A 24450-nucleotide genomic window follows, 5' to 3' on the forward strand; every position below is an offset into this window, starting at 1 on the left:
TAGACAAATTAATAATTAAGTTTTATAATAATGAGCTCGATATTGTATCGGGCTCATTCCTTTTAGATTAAGTTTAATTCTGTCATTATTATAATAATTTATATACTCAACAATCTCTTGTTTCAATTGATTAATGGAAGTGTATTTTTTAAGATAAAACAACTCTGATTTTAATATTCCAAAGAAGTTTTCAATTATCGCATTATCAAGACAATTACCTTTTCTGGACATACTTTGTTTAATTCCTTTTTTCTTTAATAAATGGTGGTATTGTTTCATTTGATACTGCCAGCCTTGGTCAGAATGCAGAGTCAGATTAGTATTATCGGGTATTTTTTTAAATGCTTTTTCAAGCATATTTAAAACTTGATTAAACACTGGTCTTTGTGATAATTCATAGCTAATTATCTCTCCATTAAACAGATCAATTATCGGCGATAAGTACAATTTATTGCCAGAAACATTAAATTCAGTCACATCGGTTGCCCATTTCTGGTTAGGTCTATCAGCTTTAAAATTGCGCTGTAGTAGATTAGGAGCTATCTTTCCCTGCTCTCCTTTATACGATCTGTACTTCTTGATTCTGATTAAACTTTTTAATCCTAAAAATTTCATCAATCGAAGCACTGTTTTGTGATTAATTAAAATCCCCTCTTTTTTGATTAATAGAGTAATACGTCTATATCCTAATCTACCTTTATGATAATTGTAAATCTGTTTAATTAAATCTTTTATCTCTTGATATTTATCGATTGCCTGACCTTTCTTTTCATAATAATAATACGTACTTCTAACCATGTTCATACAATTTAGTAAAAGATCTAAATCATACTTATGCCTTAATTCCATTATGGTTTGAGCTTTTTGTTTTGATTGGCTTGCTCGGCTTGAACTAAGGCGTTGAACTTTTTTAGAATTTCATTCTCAGCGCGCAGGTACTCTAACTCCTTTAAGAGTTCCTCTTCCCTGGTTAGAGGTTTGTCTGTTTTTCGTTGCTTTCTCTTAAAATTCATAACTGCTGGTCTACCACGTGATTTAAGTTCTAAACCTGCCAAATCATCTTTTGCATATTTTCTTTGCCAGCTTATTATGGTTGACTGCGCTGGAATTTTGAAAATCAAGCAGGCTTCATCCAAAGATAAAGACTTATTTTCAATGGTTTGTATCACTTTTAATTTAAAGTCTGCAGTATAAACTTTATTTTTTTGCCTTGGAAAAAGACCTTCAATTCCAAATTCATTATAGCGGCTAATCCAGCACGTAAGGTTGCTTTCAGCTATCTTGTTTGCTCTAGCTGTGCCTTTAACCGAATTATGTCTTTTCAAAACTTCTTCTACACAACGAAGTTTAAATTCACAATTGTACTTGACTTTTCTTTCCATAAAAATGCCCCCAAATAGTGTCTAACTTTTTGGGGGCAGTTCAAAAAGCCTCTTTTTTTTTGATCTCAATTACATTTTATCTTTTCTGTGATCTTTCATTTTATCTTTGTGTTCTTTTTGAATCGCTGTCCATTTTTTATATTGATCAGCATTCAAAATAGATTTCATTTTGGCATCAGTCGCTTTGTGATCTTCTTCCATTTGTTTTTTCATGGCTTTTTTCTCTGCGTCAGTTGGTGCTGCAGCGTTTTCTCCACGGCTTTTTTTCAGCATTTCCATTTTAGTACTTCTGTCAGATAAAAGTTGACCAACTTGTTTTTGCTGATCTGCGTTTAGGTTTAACTCAGTTGTTAATTTTTGCAAATGTGCCTGATCACGTTCTTGCGGAGATTTCATATCTCTATGACCTTTGTGATCTCTTTTGCCTTTGTGATCTTTTTTCAAAGCGGTCCATTTTGTGTATTGATCCGCATTTAAAATAGCTTTCATTTTAGCATCGTTTGCAGCTTTTTCAGTTTCCATTTGCTTTTTAAAGGCTTCTCTTTCTGTCGCAGTTGGTTTTGTTTTGCGATCTTTATTGGCTTCTCTGAACTTTTCTCCTTTAGCAGATCTTTCGGCTAATAATTGTTTTACTTGCGCTTGTTGTTTTGTATCTAAATTCAATTCAGAAGTTAGCTTTTGCAAATGTTTCTCATTACGTTGTTCCGGAGTTAATTTTTCTCTTTGATCACGTGTAGCTTTCTGATTGATGTCTTGTGCAAAACTTACCATTCCAACGAACAATAAAGCTGCGATAAATAATTTTTTCATAATTCGTTTTTTTTAAAAGGTTTATATCGATTAGACTTCAAGAAGTTTGCTAGGTTTAATCAGATTGTAAGATTTGTCTTTTAATTAACAGAAACTATTAATGAAAGCATAAAATAGCATGTAAAATAAAAAAGAGGCCATTCAAGCCTCTTTTTGTAACCGTTATTAGTTGTTTTCTTTTTGGTATTCTTTCATTTTTTCTTTTGCCTTATCTCTTTTTTCTTCCTGAATAGAAGTCCATTTTTTGTATTGGTCTGCATTTAGGATCGCTTTCATTTTTGCATCATTTGCGTCTTTTTCAGCTTTTAATTCATTTTTAAAAGCTTCTCTTTCCGCTGCAGTAGGTTTTTCTTTTCGGTCTTTTCGTTCTGCTCTCAATTTTTCGGCTTTAGCACTTCGGTCCGCTAAAAGTTGTTTTACCTGAGCTTGTTGATTCGCATCTAAATTTAATTCGGTAGTTATTTTTTTTAACTGTTTCTCATTACGTTGTTCCGGAGTTTGTCTTTCTCTTGGTTCACGATTAGGTGCCTGATCTGCTTCTTGTGCAAAACTTACTACTCCAACGAATAGTAAAGCTGCGATAAATAATTTTTTCATGATGTACGTTTTTAATTGTTATAGTAATTAGACTTTATCAAATTGAATAGGTTTAATCTGATAATCAGAATTGTAGTTAATTTAACAAACGAAAAAGCGATTAGCAATATTGTATCCTGATTTGCAATGGTTTTTTTAATTACTTTAATGATCCAGGATATGCTATTTTACACGAATAGGTTTTAAATTTGTTAGTGTATTAAAAATTTCAAAATAGAATTACCAGAATACAATATGGAAGAATTATTTAATAAGAAAAATAAAAACCGAGTTCTTAAAGCTGTAAACGGAGAAATGTCGTATCAAAAATTAAATGCTGCCGAATTGCATCAATTTGTACAGCATTGGAATTATGATGACGGAATCGAGCCTTTTCTATGGATCAGCAAACAAAAACATCTGGATAAAGGAACAGCGCTTTGTTTGTATTGGATGTTGCAGCCGGATTATTTCTGTAAATTCAAAAGCGAAGAAGACATAAAAAAAGACATCAATTATGAAAGTTATCCATTAATAAAAGAAATTGAAGAAAGATATATTTCCGGGTTTTATGAAGAGGATAATTTTTCTTTTGATCCTAAAGAAGAGTTTTTAGATGAAAATTCTAATACAACATGTATTCCGGCAGAAATGCTGAAAAAATCACCAGGAACTGTTTTCGAAAGACAAGATATCGAGTTTGCTTTTTTAAGAAATCCCAACGAAAAGGAGTTGAAAACGATTAATACGAAGATTGTAGATGCTGTAAAAATCATTCAAATTTCAAATCCTGATTTTGTTTATGATAAAATGCATGACACCATTAACGCTATAATTGAAAGTGTTGAATATTGGAAAACAAAAGAATTAGGGAAGGTAAAAATTAAGAATCTCTCTTATTTATGGATGGATTGCGTTCATAAAAAACACAACTGGGATTGGATAATTTGGGATTGGGAAACCGGAAATAATCTAGGAGTTACAAACGCTACAAAAGAATTAACGTGTTTGGCAGATACTATTATAAACCATACAATAGATGGATTTCAGCAATCTTCGATAATTTCAGATTTATATCAGGATTTGTCAGGAGTCAATAATTTTTATGATTTGAAAAAAGATCCTTACAGCGGTATTGGTTTGCTTTTTAGTACAGATCATTTAAAATTTAGAATATAATAACTGATGGCATTAAGAAAAATTACTGTCGAAGAAAATGTATATCTGTATAAATCCGTCACAGGATTTGGAGGTAGTATAGAGATAGCAACATTTAAAATAACGGTATTCTTAGAAAATTTTAAGCAAACTCCATTGCAAATTAATTTTATTACATGGGAAGATACATATGCAGGAAATCCTTTAAGTACGGGTATGAAATTGAGCAAATTATCTACAAAAGATGAGGAAGTTGTCAATTTAAACAGGCCTAAATATATTAGAGAATTTATTTTATATGGTTTAAAAATGGGCTGGAATGGTCAAAACAAAGTAGAGCCTATTGATGGTTTAAAAATATTGACGAGTTTAGATTATGATGTTTCTTGTCTGCATCCAAAAGACGGAATTATTATAGCGCATGGTAAAGAATATCCAAAATAAGTTGATTTTTCATGATCAGAAAATTACTTCAGAATTAATTGCTTACTTTAGTAATACAAGAAGTTAAAACCAAAAACAAACGATTATGAGTTTAGATGCCACACCAAATAATACTAAAATTGCCTTTTTTTCAACACAGCCTTATGATAAATCTTTCTTTAATAAGTACAATGAAGATTTTGGTTTTGAATTGGATTTTTTCGAAACACAACTAAATCCTCAAACGGTAATTTTGATCGAAAAAGCTACTATAGTTTGTGTTTTTGTAAACGATATTGTCAATGAAGCCGTGATTAAACAATTGGCAGAAAAAGGTGTAAAAATCATTGCATTGCGTTGTGCCGGTTTTAATAATGTCGATTTAGAATCCGCTAAAAAATACAATATAAAAGTATGTCGCGTTCCGGCATATTCGCCTCAGGCAGTTGCAGAACATGCGATTGCGATGATTCTGACTTTAAACAGAAAAACGCATAAAGCTTACAACCGAGTTAGAGAGCAAAATTTTTCCCTAAACGGATTATTAGGTTTTGATTTATTCGGAAAAACAATCGGAATTATTGGGACGGGAAATATCGGAAAAGCTTTTGCGAAAATCGCTTTAGGTTTTGGATGCAAAGTGCTCGCGTATGATATTGTCACCAATGATGAAATGATAAAAGACGGAGTTAAATTTGTTTCTCTTGAAGAAATCTTTAAATCGAGCGACATTATTTCTTTGCATTGCCCATTAAACGAGCAAACTAAGCATATCATTAATAAGAAGTCTATCGACGAAATGAAAGACAGCGTTATGATTATCAATACAAGTCGTGGCGGATTAATAGAAACAGCTTGTGTTATTGAAGGTTTAAAAGAGGGTAAAATTGGATATCTTGGAATCGATGTTTACGAGCAGGAAGAAAAACTATTCTTTAGAGATCTTTCTGCAGATATTATTCAGGACGATGCGATTCAGCGTTTAATGAGTTTTCCTAATGTTTTGGTTACGGCGCATCAGGCTTTTTTTACCAATGAAGCTTTAACTCAGATTGCTTTGGTTACTTTCAGTAATATAAAATCTTTGCTAACCCATAATGATATTGAAAATAAAGCAGCTTTGCTGGTTTAAATGAATCTTAAACTTTAAAAAGAAAAATTATGAAAAATAAACTTTTACTGGCAGTTATGATTCTGGGAATGATGTCATGCCAAAACAAAGATAAAACCGACTCAAAAAGTATCATCAAAACAATTGCTGAAGATACCTTATCCAAAACCGTTGCGGGAACGGCAGATGTAAGCGATGCTCCTGCAAAAGATGATAAAGCAGTCGAATTGATTCGAAAACAATTGAATATTCTATTAAAGACAGATCTTCCTGCAATGACAAAAGAAGACAGATTTTTTTACTACGAAGCTTTCGATTTGAATAACGATAAAAAAGACGAATATTTTGTTGGTTTCTCTAATCCTTATTTCTGCGGAAGCGGAGGTTGTTCGGGTTACATCCTAAATAATGACGGAAGTTTAATCAATAAGTTTACCGTAACCGATTTCCCGATTCTCGTTACCACTTCAGCATCTGAAAAGTTTTACGATCTTATATTCGAAACCGGTGGAAAATTTCATCTCATAAAAATGAAAAACGGCAAATACCCGTCAAACCCATCCGTTCAGGAAATTTGGAAAGGAGAAACTCCTAAAGAAAATACCAAGGTTTTAGATATTCAGGGAAAGAAATTAGAGAAGTATTCGTTTTAATCAGATTATTATAAAAAAATCATTCCGTAGGAATGTGTGCTCGGTAGAATTAAAATTGAAATATGGTTATACGTTCCGTAGGAACGTTTGATTAACGAAGCAGATGTTTTATTTCTGTAAAAAAACAGGTGTCCCTACAGGACACACCATACAAAAACAATATTTTTTTCTACCGATGAGATATTCCTAACGGAATATTTCTATTCGTTCTGAATCAATTCGACTTTTTTAAAGCAAGGTATATAAAATAAAAACCCGACAAATTTTTAAGAATCTGTCGGGTTTGAATATTATTAGGTAACAATTTTTGGAATTTGGACCCCAGCGTTAGCGAACATGCAAAGCAATTTTAAAAATTTGGAATTTTAAAATTTACTCCACCAATTCCACAAATTTAAACTCACCCTCAACAGCAACTTTAGTCAAACCGTGTTTAGATAAGTTTTTCATAGAAGCATCCCATTTTTTACCGCTTAAATTAGCAGTAATTTTTAGTTGCTGAAGATCCATTTTATTTTCATTTCCTTTCAATAAATCTACGATGAATTTTTCTTCATCAGACAATTCAATCTGAGCTTGTTTTTTCTCCGGACGCATTTGCGGGAACAATAAAACTTCCTGAATCGATGCGTTGTTTGTTAAGTACATAATCAAACGGTCCATACCAATTCCCATTCCGGATGTTGGCGGCATACCATATTCTAATGCTCTTAAGAAATCTTCATCAATAACACCGTTTGCTTCATCATCACCTTTTTCAGCCAAACGCATTTGGTCTTCAAAACGCTCACGCTGATCAATTGGGTCATTTAGTTCAGAATAAGCATTTGCAATTTCTTTACCACAAACCATCAATTCAAAACGTTCAGTAAGATCTGGATTATCGCGGTGCTCTTTACAAAGAGGCGACATTTCTTTAGGATAATCAGTAATAAAAGTTGGCTGAATATAATTCCCTTCGCATTTAGCGCCAAAAATCTCATCAATCAGTTTTCCTTTCCCCATTGTTTTATCAACGTCAATTCCCATACCTCTGGCAGCTTCGAACAATTCTTCTTCGCTTTTTCCAGAGATATCAAAACCGGTAAAATGTTTGATAGAATCTGTCATTGTAACACGAGCATACGGCGCTTTAAAGTTAATTTGGTGTTCACCAAAAGTAACTTCGCTGGTTCCGTTTACAGCGATGGCACAATGCTCAAGCAAACCTTCAGCAAATTCCATCATCCAGTTGTAGTCTTTGTAGGCTACATATATTTCCATAGCGGTAAATTCAGGATTATGCGTTCTGTCCATACCTTCATTTCTAAAGTTTTTCGAGAATTCATAAACACCATCAAATCCACCAACAATTAATCTTTTCAAATACAATTCGTTTGCAATACGCATATAAAGCGGAATGTCAAGCGAATTATGGTGCGTGATAAAAGGTCTCGCCGCAGCTCCACCAGGAATCGATTGTAAAACCGGAGTTTCAACTTCAAGATATCCTGCATCGTTAAAATAACCACGCATTGCAGTATACAACTTTGTACGTTTGATAAAGTTTTCCTTTACTTGTGGATTCACAGTTAAATCTACATAACGCATTCTGTAACGTAATTCAGGATCATTAAAAGCATCGTGTACGTTTCCTTCTTCATCTACTTTTGGCAAAGGCAACGGACGTAAAGTTTTGCTCAAGAAAGTAAATCCGTCAACACGAATACATTGCGCGCCTACTTTTGTAGTAAACAATTCACCTTCAACACCAATAAAGTCACCTAAATCAGTTAGTTTTTTAAATACCGTATTGTATAAAGTTTTATCATCACCTTCACACAAAACATCGCGATTCACATACAATTGTATACGACCTTCGCTATCCTGCAATTCAGCAAAACAAGCTTTCCCCTGATCACGAACACTCATTAAACGTCCGGCAACGATCACCTTCTTACCCTCTTCAAAAGATTCCTTCACCTGCTTCGAAGTATGATTTACAGGAAAAAGATTAGCCGGATAAGGATTGATTCCTAAGTTGCGTAAGTTTTGAAGTTTTTCTCTTCGGATGATTTCTTGTTCTGATAATGCCATTTTGTGCTCTTTTTTAAGTGCGCAAAGATAAAGAAAAGAATGTAGATTTCAGAATGCAGGTTTTAGATTTTTTGAAGCAGTAATTTAATGCATTTCAAAGACCTTTTGTCCCGCTATTCACTTGTATCTTTTTTGCCGAAAAAGCAAAAAAGGATACCGCTTCTATCGGGGCTAAATTAGAAATTTCAGTTTTCAAAAGATGTATTAGTTGGGGTGTTTGTCATTGCGAGGAACGAAGCAATCACACGATCTAAATCAAATTGAGGTAAAAAAGAAATAGACAATCAAAATGAGATTGCTTCGTTCCTCGCAATGACAAACAAAAAAACCTCAGTATCTTAGCAATTCAGAACCTCAGAAACTTTCAAGAAAATGAAAATCATAAAAGCCTTTCTGCTCTTAATTTTAGTCTCAAGCTGTCAGATCACAGAAACTATAAAAATAAACCCAGACGGAAGCGGAACTATTGAAATTTTTCAATTACGTGACGAAAATAGTTATTTGCAATTAGGACGTCCTTATGCTAATTCTGAGAAATTTACAGATACCTTATTTGTTTTTCAGGATTACATAACAAAATATGCCACCACATTTGTGAAATTTAATAAAGCAGATCAGGCATTGTTTCAGGAACATGCCAACGTAAAAATGCATATTAAAGTAGATCCCGTTCAAATGGAAAATTTTAATATAATTTCTTCTGACTTTAAAAAAATAGAAGAAATACCTAATCTTTACGAGAGTATTAGTTTGGCAAGTTCTTTAAAAGAAAATTATCCGGTTTCAAAAGAATCCTTTAGAATAAAATATACTTTCGATGGATTTACTTTCAAAAGAAATCTGGTAATTGTTGATCAGCAAAAGTTTGACAAGGATCGAAAAATGCTGGAAGAAAGAAAAAAAATGTATGCTAAGTATAAATTAGCGCAGTCGTATACTTTAAAATATCATTTTCCAAGAGAAATAAAATCGGTTTCAAACGAAAAAGCAGTTATCAGTGCCGATAAAAAAACAATGACATTAGAATTTCAACTTTCAGATTGTTTACAAAATCATGAAATAACGAATCTCGAAGTGGTCTTAGAGCAAAAAGACCTTGAATAGTGTTGTCTTAGTATCTTAGAACCTTAGTTTCTTAGAATCTTAAAAAATAAAATAGTCTTCGTATCTTTGATAAAAAATTAGCCATTATGAAATTATACAAGTTACTTAGTTTTTGTTTTGTATTAGCAACATTAACGAGCTGCACATTAACTGAAAATATATATGTAAACGATAACGGAACCGGAAAGTTTTCTGTAGATATGGATGGTTCGTCTTTAATGGCGATGGCCGGTGACCAGCTGGGACCTGATGCCAAAAAGAATATAGATTCTACTTTTACCTTCAAGCAATTGTTTGAAGAAAAAAAAGACAGTATTGCAAAACTGTCTCCGGAAGCCCAGAAAGAACTTAAAAAACTCGAAAATTTTGTAGTAAACACCAAAATGAATGGCGAGAAAAAAGAGTTTTTAATGACCATTTCGACTGACTTTAAAAACGTAAATGAGTTGCAGGATGCATTGCAATCTTTGAGCGCGCTTCAAAAATTAGAAGGCGGAGCAAATGCTTCGACACCTTTTGGGAAAGGCTTAGGAGATAATAATAGTAAATTAAGCTATACCTACGACGGAAAGAAATTTACCCGTAAAGCTGTTATCGATAAACAAAAAGTGGCTGAAAAAGCAAAAGATTCTACGGCAGATATGTCTAAAATGATTTTTGCATCTTCAAACTATATTATAAAATACCATTTTCCTAAGAAAATAAAAAAAGTATCGAACCCAAATGCTTTGTTTAGCGAGGATCGAAAATCAATTACAATTCAATACCCTTTTACGGATTATATGGAGAATCCTGACAAACTTAACTTTGATGTAGAGTTTGAAAAATAATTAAAATGAATAAAAAAATTCAACTTCAGGATTTAGGAAGTAAAGACTATAAATCGACCTGGGAATATCAGGAAGAAATTTTTAAAGACATAGTCGACTTAAAAATCAAAAACCGAAGAGAAGAACTTGATTTGCCAACGCCTAATTATTTACTTTTTGTAGAACATCCGCATGTGTATACTTTGGGTAAAAGCGGAGATCTTGAAAATCTTTTATTAAACGAAAAACAGCTCGAAGCAAAAGGAGCCACTTTTTATAAAATCAATCGTGGCGGCGATATTACGTATCACGGCCCGGGACAAATTGTAGGTTATCCCATTCTGGATTTAGAAAATTTCTTTACAGACATTCATAAATACTTACGTTTTCTGGAAGAAGCTATCATCCTGACTTTAGAAGAATACGGCTTAAAATGCGGACGAAGCGAAGGCGAAACCGGAGTTTGGCTCGATGCTGGAACTCCCTTTGCACGAAAGATTTGTGCGCTTGGAGTACGCGCTTCACGCTGGGTAACCATGCACGGATTTGCCTTAAATGTAAATGTTGATTTAGGATATTTTGACAACATTATTCCGTGTGGTATTCGCGGTAAAGGCGTTACTTCTCTACAAGTAGAACTTGGCGTAGAAAAAGTCGATGAAGCCGAAGTAAAGGCTAAAATAGTAAAACATTTGACCCATTTGTTTGAGGCAGAATTCGTTTGATGAACTTTTAATTGAATAGATTTTTATTTGTGAGAGTACGAGAGAAATACATTTTTTTACATAACTAGTAAGAATAATGGAGCATAAGATTTAACCACAAAGTCCGCAAAGGTTTCACAAAGTTTAGAAAGAGTTTTTAGTGAAGTTTAAAAAAAAAAACAAGTTCGCAAAGCTTTGTGCTCTTTGTGTTTTTACAAAATTTTACGGGTAAAAAACTTTGTGTCCTCTGTGTTAATAATTACACCCAACTAGTCTTTTAAATATAAATAGTATGAAAAATGCTGAAGAAAATAACAATTATAGAATTGCCGTTCCTTCAGCATTTGAAACTGTTTTTTCTCATTTTTACTTTGCCGAAAATAAAACATCATTACCTATAACAAAAACCTTATTGCCAAGTTTTCAAACCATTTTGGTTTTTAACTTTGGAACAAAATCATTTTTAAAATCGCAGCAGAATACTTTTTTAGAAGTTGAAAAATGTATGGTTCTCGGTCCAATAAAACAAGCTTTCGATTATACGTTAGAACCCAATTCAGAGATTTTGGTAGCCAATTTTAAAGAAGACGCTTTTTACAGATTCTTCGGGACTGCACTTTTTGATTCGTTGCCCATTCATCCCGATGCTTTAATTGATGAAAACTGTTTTACTCTTTTGTGGGAAGAACTTCAAAAACTTTCTGATACAAAAGACCGTGTCGATTATATTTTAGATTTCTGTAAACCTTATTTAAGGGAACAAAAGGAGATAACAACGCTTTTAACCGATTTTCAAAACCAAAATCTGAATCCCATAAAAGCAATTGCTTCGCAGATCAATCAAACCGAAAGAAATATTCAGCTCAATCAAAAGAAATTTTTTGGTTATACTATAAAAGAAGCCAATCGGTATGAAAGGTTTTTAAAAGCTGTAAATCAAATTCAGGAAAATATAATAAACGAGTCAAAAACAGATTGGCTAACGATTGTTGACCAATGCGGTTATTACGATCAGAGTCAGCTCATTCATGACTTTAAATATTATATGAATATTTCGCCCACAAAATTCCTGAAATTTCAAAACGATATCTGCAGCTCAAAGCCAGGATAAATCAGATTTCGTTTTCTTACAATTGTACTCAAACCTTGCGTTCTACATTTGTCATGTTAATCTTTAAAAACAGAAAACATGAAAAATTTAATTGTTTATGCGCATCCCAATTCAGGCAGTTTAAATCATTTCTTCAAACAAACTGTACTCGAAATCCTTCAGGAATTCGGAGAAGAAATTGCTGTTCGAGATTTGAATGAGATCAATTTTAATCCTGTACTTTCTTTAGACGATATGAATGGGCAAAGAATGGGAACGGTTGCTGATGATGTTAAAACAGAACAAGACTTTATAACATGGGCAGATCGTATTATTTTTATTTACCCAATTTGGTGGACAGGAATGCCGGCAATTATGAAAGGTTATATTGATCGTGTTTTTAGTTACGGGTTTGCTTACCGATACGATCAGGGCGTTCAAAAAGGTTTACTGACTGGAAAGAAAACAATCATTATCAATTCGCACGGAAAATCAAATGCAGAATATGAAGCAATGGGAATGGATAAAGCTTTGATATTAACCTCAGATACCGGGATTTTTACCTATTCAGGATTAGAAATTCAACAGCATTTTTATTTTGATAAGGCAGACAGAGCTTCCGCAGATAATATTTCGGATTGGGAAAGTCAGATCCAAACTATTTTTAAGTCTGTCGGTAAAGAATCAGTTTTGGATAAAAAAATGATTTAATATTAAAAATAATTGTAAAAACCATAAAAAAGAGCCTTTAATTGTCGAGATTTTGAATGGTCGGTAAATTATCTGAGGGTAGTAGTAGTATGGGTTTTTTATCCTAAATTTGGTTGCGTACTTTATAATAAAAGCTTTGTCGAATCTAACTTACTGACTTATGAGAAAAATCTACTTTATCTGTTTTATTTTTATGATTAATGGGCTATCTGCTCAAAAGAAAGATAAACTAAATCCAATCGAAGTGTATGAAAAAGCCTGGTCAGAACGTAAAAGTGAGGCAAGGTTAAAAATAATTAAAACCATTTGGCTGGAGGAAAGTACATTTGAAGATCCTTCTGCCTCTATAAAAGGAACAGCGGCCCTAAACAATGTTATAAATGAATTTTATAAAAAGTTTCCCGATGCTGTATTTAATTCTGGTCCAAAAGTGGTAAAAGACAATTATGTAAGTTGGGATTGGAAAATTTTAGATGCAAAAAATAAACTTATAATGGCCGGACGTGATTTTGCCCGACTCAACGGAAAAGGTCAGGTGAGTAAAATTATTGGTTTTTGGAATCCGGAAGCTACTTTGTCTGAGGCTGAAATTTTGAGTAATCTTGAAGCAGATAATTTTAAGATTATAGCTCAATATTACGAAAGTGTTTTTAAAACCAGGGATTTTACTGCAATGGCACATTTAATAGAAGAAGGTGCAGTTTATAATCAGGCTGAAGGATTGCCTTACGGAGGGAAATTTACAGGTTTTAATGAATGGGTAAAAATGTATGCGAAATCTGCTGAATTTTTTGATTTAGAAATAGAAAAAGAGCCTGTTTATTTTAGCGATGCTACAAAAAACGAAGTAATTATTTATTTTACCATAAAGGCGAAAGCAAAAAAATCAGGTAAAACACTTTCGGTACCAATCTCAGAACATTTTGATTTGAAAAATGGAAAAATTACGGCCATCAGACCTTTTTATTTTGATACCAAGCTATTTGCAGAATTTCTGAAAAGTAAAAAATAATAGAAATCTAAATCTTTCAATAACAAAAAAAGGCTTATCAATTGCGATAAGTCTTTTTTATTGTTATTCAAAATTCAATTCGAGTTGATCCGGCAAAAGCCTAAAACTCATTCGGTGATATTTTGTAGTTCCATATTTTTTTATGGCTTCCCTATGTTCTTTGGTAGGATAACCTTTGTTTTGTTTCCAGTTGTACATCGGGAATTCTTCATGAATCTGATCCATGTATTCATCGCGATACGTTTTGGCCAGGACAGAAGCCGCGGCAATACTTAAAAATTTACCATCACCTTTTATGATACTTTGGTTGGGAATCGATTTTAGTAATTCAATTTCAGTTAAAGAAAATTGTTTGCCAAAAGTATTTTTCATACCCAATTTGGCATTCAAAGAACGATTACCATCTACAATAATAAATTCAGGTATATGATGCAGTTTCAGGATACATTCCTGCATGCCTTTCATTGAAGCGTTTAGGATATTGATCTCATCAATTTCGTTGGGATGCAGATGCGTAACAGCAAAACAAAGCGCATGCTGCTCGATTATTGGTTTTAGAAAAACTCTCATCTTTTCAGACAATTGTTTACTGTCGTTTAAAAATTCATGCTCAAAATGATTCGGTAAAATTACTGCAGCAGCCGTTACCGGACCAGCCAAACAACCTCTTCCAGCTTCGTCGGTTCCGGTTTCTAAATTAAATCCTGAGAAATTTTTTTCAAGCATTTCTTTTTTTGTTTTAATTCGCAAATATTATAAAATTTTCTTTAAAAACATTCGTTCTCTTACTATTTGCCAAAGCAGTCGTATAAATTCAAGTGTTTTTTTATTTATACGTTTTTATCTTTTACCTTTGCCAGACAAATTTTGCCAAAATAATTCCATATAAAGCGATCAAATGAGAATATTCTTTTTTCTATACCTATTAGTTGTACCCACTTTATTGTTTTCTCAGGAAAAAACTACTTCTAAAAATAGTTTAGATATGAATACTAAATATTCAAGTATAACTGATACTATAAAAAAGAAAAAGGCAAAAATTGCAACAATAGATCAATATCAGATAATTACTCTGGAGCATGATACAACATATGTTGACACTTCGCTAACCATAAAAGGTGCTTATAAACAAAACAATCTTCGTAAGGATGATTTCGGACTTTTGTCTTTTGCAAATATCGGACAGACTTACAATACTTTGCAATATAGCCTGACTAGTTTTTCGCCTTATCCGGAAATTGGTTTTAACGGAAAACACTTTAATTATATGCAGGCAGATCAAATCAATTATTATTCTGCAGCAACACCTCTGACCGAATTGTTTTTTAATACTACAATAAATAAAGGTCAGAACGTAGATTCATTTATTACATTAAATACTTCAAAAAATCTCAACTTTTCTATTGCATACAGAGGTTTACGTTCAGAAGGAGATTATATAAATCAATTGGTTAGTGCGGGAAATTTCAGACTTACAACAAGTTACACTACAACCGACAGGAGATATGCGATTAATGCACATTATACTTATCAGGATGTTTTGAACGAAGAGAACGGAGGAATTACTACTCCGGCAGATTTTGAAAGTGATAATCCGGATTATAAAAACCGTCAAAGATTGCAAGTATATCTTACAGATGCTGAATCATTTTTAAAAGGCAGACGTTTGTTTTTTGATCATGCTTTTAGAATAAATCCAACCGAAGGGAATAATAATTTGTATGTAACGCACCAGTTTAATTACGAAAATAAATTTTTCGAATACAATCAGGCAACCGTTCTTTCGGCTGTTGGTACCAGATCAGTAAAACGATTTGGAGAATCATATGTAACAAGCGGTATCAACGACCAGACCCATTATGAAAGACTGTATAATAAGGTAGGAGTAGCTTATGAAAATTCTCTTTTAGGAAAATTCAATTTTTTTGTTGACGATTACAGATCGAATTATAAATACGGAAGAGTCTTAGTAAATACTGCAGGAGTTGTTATTCCTGATAATTTGTATCTGCAAATTAATAATGTAGGAGGACAATTTGAATATCAAAAAAACAAATGGAACGGACGTTTTTTATATTCAAGATCAATTACAGACCAGTCTCTTTCTGATTTAGATGCTAAATTAAAATATGATTTTAATGATAAAATCCAGTTTGATTTTAGATATCGTAATATCAACAAATTACCAAATAATAACTACAATTTGTATCAAAGTAGTTATGTGCAGTATAACTGGTCGAATAATTTTAAAAACGAAAAAATCAATTCGCTTAGTGCTGCTGTTAGCACGCCTTGGTTAAATGCAGAGGTTCAGTATACAGTTTTAAATGATCATTTGTACTTTGCAGATGTTTCTACGGCAGCACAGGTTGCAGTAAATACACAAATTATAAATCCGGCCCAATACGGAAATGCAATAAATTACCTGGAGATAAAAGCAAGCCGCGAATTTAAATTTGGCCCTTTTGCCCTTGATAACACACTTTTATATCAAAAAGTAGATCAGTCAGATTTAATTTTAAATGTGCCTGATTTCGTAACAAGAAATACATTTTATTATTCAGGTCACTTTTTTAAGAAAGCACTGTATATGCAAACCGGAATCGTTTTTAATTATTTTACAAAGTATTACGGAAATGGTTACAACCCGGTTGTTGGAGAATTTTATGTTCAGAAAGAAAAAGAAATTGGAGGTTATCCGTTATTTGATGTTTTTTTAAATGCCAGAATTCGCCAAACCCGATTCTACGTAAAGGCAGAGCACATCAATGCACTTTTTTCTAAAAGCGACTATTATTCGGCACCTAATAATCCTTATCGTGACTTTGTTATTCGATTTGGTTTAGTTTGGAATTTCTTCCAATAAAATTAGGATTATAGTATATTAAAAATCAATATTAAATTAAATAGAAATGGACTTTTCAAATAACATTTTAGAAACAATTGGTAATACACCATTGGTAAAACTCAACAAAATTGTTGCTGAAATTGATGCTTTAGTATTGGCAAAAGTCGAAACTTTTAATCCTGGAAATTCTGTAAAAGACAGAATGGCCGTAAAAATGGTTGAAGATGCTGAGGCAGATGGCCGATTAAAACCCGGAGGAACTATTATTGAAGGAACTTCTGGAAATACCGGAATGGGATTGGCGCTTGTAGCGATCATTAAAGGATATAAACTAATTTGTGTAATATCAGACAAGCAGTCAAAAGAAAAAATGGATATTTTGCGCGCTGTAGGTGCCAAGGTAGTAGTTTGCCCTACAGATGTTGAGCCAACAGATCCAAGATCCTATTATTCTGTTTCAAAACGTCTGGCTGAAGAAACGCCAAATTCATGGTATGTAAATCAGTACGATAATATGTCTAATTCTTTGGCGCATTACGAACAAACCGGACCGGAAATCTGGAAACAGACTGATGGAAAAATCACGCATTTTGTAGTAGGAGTAGGAACAGGCGGAACTATTTCAGGTGTTGGAAAATACTTAAAAGAAAAAAATCCAAATATTAAAATTTGGGGAATCGATACTTACGGTTCTGTTTTTAAAAAATACCATGAAACCGGAATTTTTGACGAAAACGAAATTTACTCTTACATTACGGAAGGAATTGGAGAAGACATTTTGCCTAAAAATGTTGACTTTTCTTTAATAGACGGATTCACAAAAGTAACCGATAAAGATGCAGCCGTTTATACCAGAAAAATTGCTCTTGAAGAAGCTATTTTTGTTGGTAATTCTGCCGGAGCTTGTATAAAAGGACTTTTACAGCTTAAAGAGCATTTTAAGCCAGAAGATGTTGTTGTGGTATTGTTTCATGATTCAGGAAGCCGCTACGTAGGTAAAATGTTTAATGACGACTGGATGCGCGAACGTGGTTTCTTAGAAGAAAATATTACGAAGGCCGAAGACGTAATTAAAGATCATATTGATAAAGAATTAATCGTGGTTCGTACAGAAGAATTGGTTTCTCACGCGATCGAACGTATGCGTAAATACAAAATCTCGCAGATTCCTGTTGTAGATATTACTGGTTTTGTTGGTTCTGTTGATGAAACAGATTTGTTTAGAAGTTATGTTGCTGATAAAAACGTAGCCGAAAAACCAATTAAAGAAGTAATGGGAAAACCTTTCCCGATTGTAAAATTAGGAACACCAATTGAGGAAGTTTCTAAATTATTTACCAAAGAAAATGATGCCGTTTTGGTTGATTTAGGAAATGGTAATCATCATATTATTACGAAATATGATATCATTGGATCTATAAAATAATACAATTGTAATAATTCATAAATCCATAAATCTAGTTGTGAAATTAGGTTTATGGATTTTTTAGCTTAATATATTCGAAAATGACTTTTACCGCGATAGATTTTGAAACTGCAACAGGACATCATCCGTGCTCTGTTGGTATCGTTACCGTAGAGAACGGAATAATTGTAGATGAGTTTGTTACTTTGATTAAGCCTCCCAAAAATGAGTATAATCCGTTTACGATTCGTGTACACGGAATTTATCCAAGAGATACTGTAAATGCAAAAACTTTTGTGCAGGTTTATCCTGAAATCGAAAAAAGATTGAAAAACAGAGTAGTGGTGGCACACAACGAAAGTTTTGACCGCAATGTTTTAATGAAATCAATGGCGCTGTATGGTTTGCTTTACGAAGATTTAAATATAGCCGAAAAGTGGGAATGTACCGTTAAGATCTACAAATCAAAAGGCTTTAAACCAACTAAATTAAGTGATTGCTGTCGCGAAATGAAAATTCAGCTCAATCATCACGAAGCGTTATCTGATGCGAGAGCTTGTGCTAAATTGTATATGTTGAGATAAAAAAGTAATATATTTTTGTAGGATTAGTATTATTTTAATTAATTTTAGACTTTTTATCAATTAAAGTAAAAGTCTAAAATGAAAGAAGATTTTCTTCATTATCTCTGGAAATTCAAAAAGTTCGACACTTTGAATTTGAAAACTGCCCAGGACGAACAAATCACGATTATTAAGACCGGAGATTATTTAGAACTTGCCGGACCAGATTTTTTTAATGCCCAAATCACCATAGGAAATCAAAAATGGGCAGGCAATGTCGAAATTCATTTAAAATCTTCAGATTGGTATGTTCATGGTCATGAAAAAGATGCTGCTTACGAAAATGTAATTTTGCACGTAGTTTGGGAACATGATACAGAAATATTTAGCAGAGACAATAATGAGATTCCTGTTTTAATCCTGAAAGATTATGTTGCTTCAGAAATTTTATCCAATTATAACTCCTTAGTAATGCCCAAATCCTGGATATTTTGCGAAAAAGATATCGGGAAAATTGACGATTTTATAATAAAAAATTGGCAGGAAAGATTGTTCTTTGACCGATTAGAGCGCAAATCGAAATTTATTTATGATTTATTAGAAGAAACAAATCAGGATTGGGAAGGAGTTTTGTTCGTTTTACTAGCAAAGAATTTTGGTTTAAATACAAACGGTAATTCCTTTTTGCAAATAGCGAAATCTATTCCTTTTTCAATTGTTCGTAAAGAAAGCTTTGAAATTGAAAATCTCGAGGCATTACTTTTAGGCACTTCTGGCTTGCTGGATGACGATAAAGAAGATATTTATTTTACCGATTTAAAATTGCGATATTATTATTTACTTAATAAATACCAATTAGAAAAACGTCATATCGATTCAGTACAATTTTTTAAGCATCGACCGGATAATTTTCCAACGATCCGACTTTCGCAATTGGCTAATTTGTATCACAAACATCAAAACTTATTTTCGAAAATAACAGTTCTAAAATCAGTAAAAAGTGTCTATGAATTATTAAATGTTTCGGCAAGTGTATATTGGAGTAATCATTATCAGTTTGATAAAGAAAGTTTAAGAAAACCGAAATCTTTATCGAAATCATTTATGGATTTGATCATTATAAATACCATAATCCCAATTCAGTTTGCTTATTCCAATATAAGGGGCGAATCTATTGCCGAAGAATTAATAGCATTCATGAATGAAGTTACACCTGAGAAAAATGCTATAATTGATAAGTTTCAATCTTTTGGAGTTTCTGCTAAAAACGCTTTCGAAACGCAAACATTATTAGAACTTAAAAATGAATATTGCAATCAAAAAGCATGTCTAAAATGTGTTCTAGGAGTGGAGTTGCTGAAGAATAAGCAGAATTAGAGAATTAGAAAATGTCTCAATGAGATAATTTTGTACTTTTGTTTTTATTAGCAAATATTAATATCATCCTGAGCGAAGACGAAGGATAAAATCTAACTATGTCAGCAATTTTAAAACTTAAATTCTTTTTTGAAAAATATGGTTTTCATGTTTCTTCAAGATTGGCCGATAAATTGGGTATGCGCGTAACGAGTGTGAGATTGTTTTTTATCTATATTTCGTTTGTTACGGCCGGTTTAGGATTTGGTGTCTATCTCACTTTGGCATTCTGGATTCGCCTCAAAGATTTAATTCGTGCAAAACGTACCTCGGTTTTCGATTTATAAAATATTTAAAACATAAAAAAAGGATCATAAAGTAATTTACTCTATGATCCTTTTTTATATCTCTTTAGAAAATTATTTCCCGGGATTGTTTAATTTACTGTTTTTCTTACCATAAACAAAGTAAATTACTACTCCTAATGCCATCCATACTACAAGTCTAATCCAGCTTTCGTTAGGTAATGAATACATTAAGGCCAAACAAATAATAATCCCTGCAATTGGTACAAATGGTACTAAAGGCGTTCTGAAAGATCTTGGAGCATCTGGCATTTTCTTACGCATTACCATTACACCAATACAAACTAGTACAAAAGCCAGTAAAGTTCCAATACTTACCATATGTCCTAAATCACTTACCGGAACTAAACCAGCAAATAAACTTACGAATACCAGGAAGAAAAGATTAGTTTTCCACGGAGTACGAAATTTAGAGTGAATAGAACTGAAGAATGGAGGCAATAAACCATCTTTACTCATAGTGTAAAACACGCGGCTTTGTCCCATAAGCATTACTAACATTACAGAAGTATAACCGGCTAAAATAGCCACTATTAGACCTGTTTGTAAAAAGTCATAACCTGTTTTTGCAAATGCAGTTGCAGCTGGTTTAGCATCTCCTGCAAATTCTCTGTAATTAACAAGACCTGTCATTACGTGAGCGAAAAATACATATAATAAAGTACATATAATCAAAGATCCTAAAATACCAATTGGCATTCCTTTTTGCGGATTTTTAGCTTCCTGCGCAGCAGTAGATACAGCATCAAAACCAATAAAGGCAAAAAACACAGTTCCGGCTCCTGCAGCAATTCCTGACCATCCAAATTCACCAAAAACACCTGTGTTTTCTGGAATATAAGGCGTATAATTTGCAGTATCAATAAAGCTCCATCCTAAAACAATGAAAACAATTACTACTGCTACTTTTACAACCACTAAAAAGTTGTTTAATGATGCAGATTCTTTAGTTCCTCTAATTAATAATAAAGATAACATTGAGACAATAAATATAGCAGGTAAATTTACAATACCGCCTTCGATTACTGTACCGTCACTAAGTTTTAGAGTTTCCCAGGGCGAACATATAAATTCGTGAGGGAGATGAATTCCATATTTGTTTAATAATTCTAATAAGTAGCGGGACCAGCTAACGCCAACCGTTGCGGCTCCCAAAGCGTATTCTAAAACTAAATCCCAACCAATAATCCAAGCCATAAATTCTCCCATTGTGGCATAAGAGTAAGTATATGCACTACCAGCAACTGGAATCATAGAAGCAAATTCTGCATAACAAAGTCCGGCAAAAGCACATCCAACGGCTGCTAAAATAAAAGAAAGAGTAACTGCTGGTCCTGCATGTTCTGCTGCAGCAATTCCTGTTAACGAGAATAATCCGGCTCCAATAATGGCTCCAACTCCAAGTGCAACGAGTGACCGTGAAGATAGAGTTCTTTTTAAGCCTTTTTCAGATTCGGAAGCTTCGTCAAGCAATACCGAAAGTGGTTTAGTTTTCCAAATTGACATACTATAATATTGGTTTATTGTTATTAAGCTCCAAATGTATCGTTTTTTGTAAAAAATAAAAACAATTATCTCTTTTTAAGTTACAAAATATTAAAATTTTTGACAAAACCTCCGTTGATTATTCTTTAACTGCTGAGATTCATTAAATTAATTGGGCTTTAGTAATGAAAAATGCAATTTTAAAAATAATATTATTTTTAGTATAAGTCTTGTTAAATTTATTGTTTTTTCCTTAATTTACGGGATTTATTAGAAATGAATAATTTTACTTGGAATGAACTTTACCCCATTTGCCAAATATTTTAGGTTTACAAAACAGCAACGTACAGGAATTTTTTTACTTTTTGCGCTTATAATTATCTTACAGGCCATTTATTTTTTTGTCGATTTTACTTTACCTGAAAAAGCTTTTCCCGAAAAAGAAGAATGGATGTCTTTACAAACAGAAATTGATTCTATGAAACTTGCTAAATTCAGTGAGAAACCAAAAGTATATTCTTTCAATCCAAACTTCATTACAGACTATAAAGGATATAAATTAGGAATGTCGGTTGAGGAGATAGATCGTTTGTTGGCTTTTCGAAAAGAGAACAAATATGTTAGTTCAGCAAAAGAGTTTCAGGATGTAACAAAAGTTTCTGACTCTTTATTAAGTAGCATGGCTCCGCTTTTTAAATTTCCGGATTGGGTTCAGAAGAAAACTGATTTTAAAACTGAAAAAAAAGAATTTGTTCAAAAGGAGAATTTCAAAAAAGAAAATTTCAAAAAAGAAAAAATTATACTTTTAGATATCAATCAGGCAACACAAGAAGATTTAGTTAAAATTTATGGCATTGGCGAAGCTTTATCAGCAAGGATACTCAAACAAAAAGAAATTTTAGGATGTTTTGTTTCTATGGAGCAAATGAATGATGTGTGGGGGCTATCGCCAGAAGTTATAAGTGAACTCAATAGCCACTTTAAGGTTGTAATACCTTCTTCATTAAAAAAAATAGCCATAAACGACGCGTCTTTAAAAGAATTATCGCAGTTCTCTTATTTTAAATATACCCTTGCAAAACAAATTGTAACTTATAGAAGCATGAACGGAAATATTAATAATATTGAGGATTTATCAAAAATTAAAGGTTTTCCTGTTGAAAAAGCAAAAATAATTAGTTTATATTTGGAGTTCTAAAACAAATCAGCTTACAATGAATTTTGAATATAACGAAACGCAATTGATGATTGCTCAATCTATAAAAGATTTTGCCGAAAAAAATATCAGACCAAATATTATGGAATGGGATGAGGCTCAAATTTTTCCGGTGGACCTATTTAAAAAATTAGGTGAAATGGGATTTATGGGAGTTTTGGTTCCAGAAGAATATGGAGGATCAGGATTAGGCTATCATGAATATATTACAGTTGTAGAAGAAATTTCAAAAGTAGATCCTTCAATTGGTTTATCGGTTGCGGCGCACAATTCGTTATGTACCAATCATATTTTGACTTTTGGAAATGAAGAACAAAAGAAAAAATGGTTGCCAAAACTGGCTACCGCCGAATATATAGGAGCCTGGGGATTAACAGAGCACAATACAGGTTCAGATGCCGGCGGAATGAATACAACAGCGGTTAAGGACGGTGATGAGTGGATTGTAAACGGAGCTAAAAACTTTATTACACATGCAATCTCTGGAGATATTGCAGTTGTAATTGTGCGTACCGGAGAAAAAGGAGATTCAAAAGGAATGACCGCTTTTGTTTTCGAGAAAGGAATGAAAGGATTCACTTCAGGAAAAAAAGAAAATAAATTAGGAATGCGTGCCAGCGAAACTGCAGAATTGGTTTTTGATGGTTGCCGTGTTCCTGATGCCAATAGATTGGGAGAAGTAGGGCAGGGCTTTGTTCAGGCCATGAAAATATTAGATGGAGGTCGTATTTCGATCGGAGCTTTATCGTTAGGAATCGCAAAAGGCGCTTACGAAGCAGCGCTCAAATACTCTAAAGAAAGACATCAGTTTGGGCAGCCTATTAGCAGTTTTCAGGGAATTTCCTTTAAATTGGCTGATATGGCAACTGAGATTGAAGCTTCAGAATTATTATTACATAAAGCGGCATTCTTAAAACAACAGCATAAACCTGTTACGACACTAGGTGCAATGGCAAAAATGTATGCCTCAGAAGCCTGTGTGAGAATTGCAAACGAAGCCGTTCAAATTCATGGAGGTTACGGGTACACAAAAGATTATCCTGTAGAGAAATTCTATCGTGATTCAAAATTATGTACCATAGGAGAAGGAACTACCGAAATTCAAAAGTTAGTTATTTCGAGAAATTTGCTAAAAGAATAAAGAATAAAGAATAAAGAATAAAGAATAAAGAATAAAGAATAAAGAATAAAGAATAAAGAATAAAGAATAAAGAATAAAGAATAAAGAGTATTATTATTGGCTCTTTTCTAGGGATCGATTTTTGGAGAAATCTATTCTCTTTTTTCTATGTTCTATTTTCTTTTAAAATAATTCATAATTCATAACTCATAATTCATAATTAATATATACTTTTGCACCCTTAACGAGAGGAGGTGTCAATATTATGTTAATTATACCAATTAAAGACGGAGAAAATATCGATAGAGCATTAAAGCGCTATAAAAGAAAATTTGATAAAACAGGAACTGTTCGTCAGTTAAGAGCACGTACTGCTTTTATTAAGCCTTCTGTTATCAAAAGAGCACAAATTCAAAAAGCTGCTTACATCCAAAACATGAGAGATGGTTTAGAGAGTTAGTATTAGCTTTTCA

Annotated in this window: 25 protein-coding genes; 18 read left to right on the forward strand and 7 right to left on the reverse strand. The window is 32.9% G+C overall.

From position 1 onward, the window contains the following. Positions 1–15: 15 nt before the first annotated feature. From B0M43_RS09825 to B0M43_RS09840, 4 genes are all read right to left on the reverse strand, one after another. Positions 16–849 carry an IS3 family transposase gene (locus tag B0M43_RS09825; protein ID WP_078005729.1) on the reverse strand — a complete coding sequence of 278 codons (834 nt, stop codon included), beginning with the start codon at positions 847–849 and terminating at the stop codon, positions 16–18. Further along, positions 849–1382 (reverse strand): helix-turn-helix domain-containing protein, encoded by a 534-nt coding sequence (locus B0M43_RS09830; protein ID WP_078005728.1) that lies wholly within the window; start codon positions 1380–1382, stop codon positions 849–851. Before B0M43_RS09830 ends, B0M43_RS09825 begins: the two co-directional genes overlap by 1 nt. A gap of 69 nt (positions 1383–1451) precedes the next feature. Then, entirely contained in the window at positions 1452–2192 is a 741-nt protein-coding gene (locus B0M43_RS24730; RefSeq protein WP_243397538.1) for a hypothetical protein, read from the reverse strand. A 165-nt stretch (positions 2193–2357) separates the two neighbouring features. Then, positions 2358–2789, reverse strand: coding sequence for a hypothetical protein (locus B0M43_RS09840; protein WP_078008507.1), 432 nt, complete (start codon positions 2787–2789; stop codon positions 2358–2360). Between the two features lie 234 nt (positions 2790–3023). On the opposite strand from B0M43_RS09840, the gene B0M43_RS09845 reads away from it, so the two are divergent. The 4 genes from B0M43_RS09845 (at position 3024) to B0M43_RS09860 (ending at position 6113) form a co-directional block, all read left to right on the forward strand. Then, positions 3024–3947 (forward strand): DUF4274 domain-containing protein, encoded by a 924-nt coding sequence (locus B0M43_RS09845; RefSeq protein ID WP_078008506.1) that lies wholly within the window; start codon positions 3024–3026, stop codon positions 3945–3947. Positions 3948–3953: 6 nt separating this feature from the next. Further along, positions 3954–4370, forward strand: coding sequence for a hypothetical protein (locus B0M43_RS09850; RefSeq protein WP_078008505.1), 417 nt, complete (start codon positions 3954–3956; stop codon positions 4368–4370). 85 nt (positions 4371–4455) lie between these two features. Further along, positions 4456–5481: a 2-hydroxyacid dehydrogenase gene (locus tag B0M43_RS09855; protein WP_078008504.1), complete on the forward strand. Its 1026-nt coding sequence runs from the start codon at positions 4456–4458 to the stop codon at positions 5479–5481. Between the two features lie 29 nt (positions 5482–5510). Further along, positions 5511–6113 (forward strand): hypothetical protein, encoded by a 603-nt coding sequence (locus B0M43_RS09860; protein ID WP_078008503.1) that lies wholly within the window; start codon positions 5511–5513, stop codon positions 6111–6113. 372 nt (positions 6114–6485) lie between these two features. Here the strand turns inward: B0M43_RS09860 and lysS are convergent, their stop codons facing one another. Next, positions 6486–8189: a lysine--tRNA ligase gene (gene lysS, locus B0M43_RS09865; protein ID WP_078008502.1), complete on the reverse strand. Its 1704-nt coding sequence runs from the start codon at positions 8187–8189 to the stop codon at positions 6486–6488. A gap of 372 nt (positions 8190–8561) precedes the next feature. Between lysS and B0M43_RS09870 the strand changes: the two genes are divergently transcribed. The 6 genes from B0M43_RS09870 (at position 8562) to B0M43_RS09895 (ending at position 13619) form a co-directional block, all read left to right on the forward strand. Further along, entirely contained in the window at positions 8562–9293 is a 732-nt protein-coding gene (locus B0M43_RS09870) for a hypothetical protein (protein WP_078008501.1), read from the forward strand. An 86-nt stretch (positions 9294–9379) separates the two neighbouring features. Beyond that, the gene (locus tag B0M43_RS09875; protein WP_078008500.1) at positions 9380–10123 is read left to right on the forward strand and encodes a hypothetical protein; all 744 of its coding nucleotides are present in this window, start codon (positions 9380–9382) and stop codon (positions 10121–10123) included. Positions 10124–10128: 5 nt separating this feature from the next. Next, positions 10129–10827 (forward strand): lipoyl(octanoyl) transferase LipB, encoded by a 699-nt coding sequence (gene lipB / locus B0M43_RS09880; protein ID WP_065448338.1) that lies wholly within the window; start codon positions 10129–10131, stop codon positions 10825–10827. A 271-nt stretch (positions 10828–11098) separates the two neighbouring features. Further along, positions 11099–11917, forward strand: a complete 819-nt coding sequence (locus tag B0M43_RS09885; RefSeq protein ID WP_078008499.1) for a DUF6597 domain-containing transcriptional factor — start codon at positions 11099–11101, stop codon at positions 11915–11917. A 78-nt stretch (positions 11918–11995) separates the two neighbouring features. Further along, complete coding sequence (locus B0M43_RS09890) at positions 11996–12607, forward strand: NAD(P)H-dependent oxidoreductase (protein WP_078008498.1); 612 nt, start codon at positions 11996–11998, stop codon at positions 12605–12607. Between the two features lie 160 nt (positions 12608–12767). Further along, positions 12768–13619 carry a nuclear transport factor 2 family protein gene (locus B0M43_RS09895; RefSeq protein ID WP_078008497.1) on the forward strand — a complete coding sequence of 284 codons (852 nt, stop codon included), beginning with the start codon at positions 12768–12770 and terminating at the stop codon, positions 13617–13619. Between the two features lie 63 nt (positions 13620–13682). On the opposite strand, the gene B0M43_RS09900 is transcribed toward B0M43_RS09895, so the two are convergent. Further along, the gene (locus B0M43_RS09900; protein WP_065448342.1) at positions 13683–14345 is read right to left on the reverse strand and encodes a ribonuclease HII; all 663 of its coding nucleotides are present in this window, start codon (positions 14343–14345) and stop codon (positions 13683–13685) included. Positions 14346–14517: 172 nt separating this feature from the next. Here B0M43_RS09900 and B0M43_RS09905 point away from each other — a divergent pair, with 172 nt between their 5' ends. From B0M43_RS09905 to B0M43_RS09925, 5 genes are all read left to right on the forward strand, one after another. After that, positions 14518–16485, forward strand: a complete 1968-nt coding sequence (locus B0M43_RS09905) for a putative porin (protein WP_078008496.1) — start codon at positions 14518–14520, stop codon at positions 16483–16485. A 46-nt stretch (positions 16486–16531) separates the two neighbouring features. Next, positions 16532–17893 (forward strand): pyridoxal-phosphate dependent enzyme, encoded by a 1362-nt coding sequence (locus B0M43_RS09910; RefSeq protein WP_065448344.1) that lies wholly within the window; start codon positions 16532–16534, stop codon positions 17891–17893. Positions 17894–17973: 80 nt separating this feature from the next. Further along, complete coding sequence (locus tag B0M43_RS09915) at positions 17974–18456, forward strand: 3'-5' exonuclease (protein WP_078008495.1); 483 nt, start codon at positions 17974–17976, stop codon at positions 18454–18456. 78 nt (positions 18457–18534) lie between these two features. Further along, positions 18535–19812, forward strand: coding sequence for a DUF2851 family protein (locus tag B0M43_RS09920; protein WP_078008494.1), 1278 nt, complete (start codon positions 18535–18537; stop codon positions 19810–19812). Between the two features lie 98 nt (positions 19813–19910). Next, positions 19911–20138, forward strand: a complete 228-nt coding sequence (locus B0M43_RS09925; RefSeq protein ID WP_007810860.1) for a PspC family transcriptional regulator — start codon at positions 19911–19913, stop codon at positions 20136–20138. 72 nt (positions 20139–20210) lie between these two features. Here B0M43_RS09925 and B0M43_RS09930 read toward each other — a convergent pair whose 3' ends face one another. Beyond that, a complete protein-coding gene (locus B0M43_RS09930) occupies positions 20211–21662 on the reverse strand; it encodes an amino acid permease (protein WP_078008493.1) in 1452 nt (483 codons plus the stop codon). 274 nt (positions 21663–21936) lie between these two features. Here B0M43_RS09930 and B0M43_RS09935 point away from each other — a divergent pair, with 274 nt between their 5' ends. From B0M43_RS09935 to rpsU, 3 genes are all read left to right on the forward strand, one after another. Beyond that, positions 21937–22839: a helix-hairpin-helix domain-containing protein gene (locus B0M43_RS09935; protein WP_078008492.1), complete on the forward strand. Its 903-nt coding sequence runs from the start codon at positions 21937–21939 to the stop codon at positions 22837–22839. A 16-nt stretch (positions 22840–22855) separates the two neighbouring features. After that, positions 22856–23998, forward strand: a complete 1143-nt coding sequence (locus tag B0M43_RS09940) for an acyl-CoA dehydrogenase family protein (protein WP_078008491.1) — start codon at positions 22856–22858, stop codon at positions 23996–23998. Between the two features lie 244 nt (positions 23999–24242). Continuing rightward, complete coding sequence (rpsU, locus tag B0M43_RS09945) at positions 24243–24437, forward strand: 30S ribosomal protein S21 (RefSeq protein ID WP_026985791.1); 195 nt, start codon at positions 24243–24245, stop codon at positions 24435–24437. Positions 24438–24450: the final 13 nt, after the last annotated feature.

It is taken from the genome of Flavobacterium sp. KBS0721, assembly GCF_002007065.3.
Classification (GTDB): Bacteria; Bacteroidota; Bacteroidia; order Flavobacteriales; family Flavobacteriaceae; genus Flavobacterium; species Flavobacterium piscis.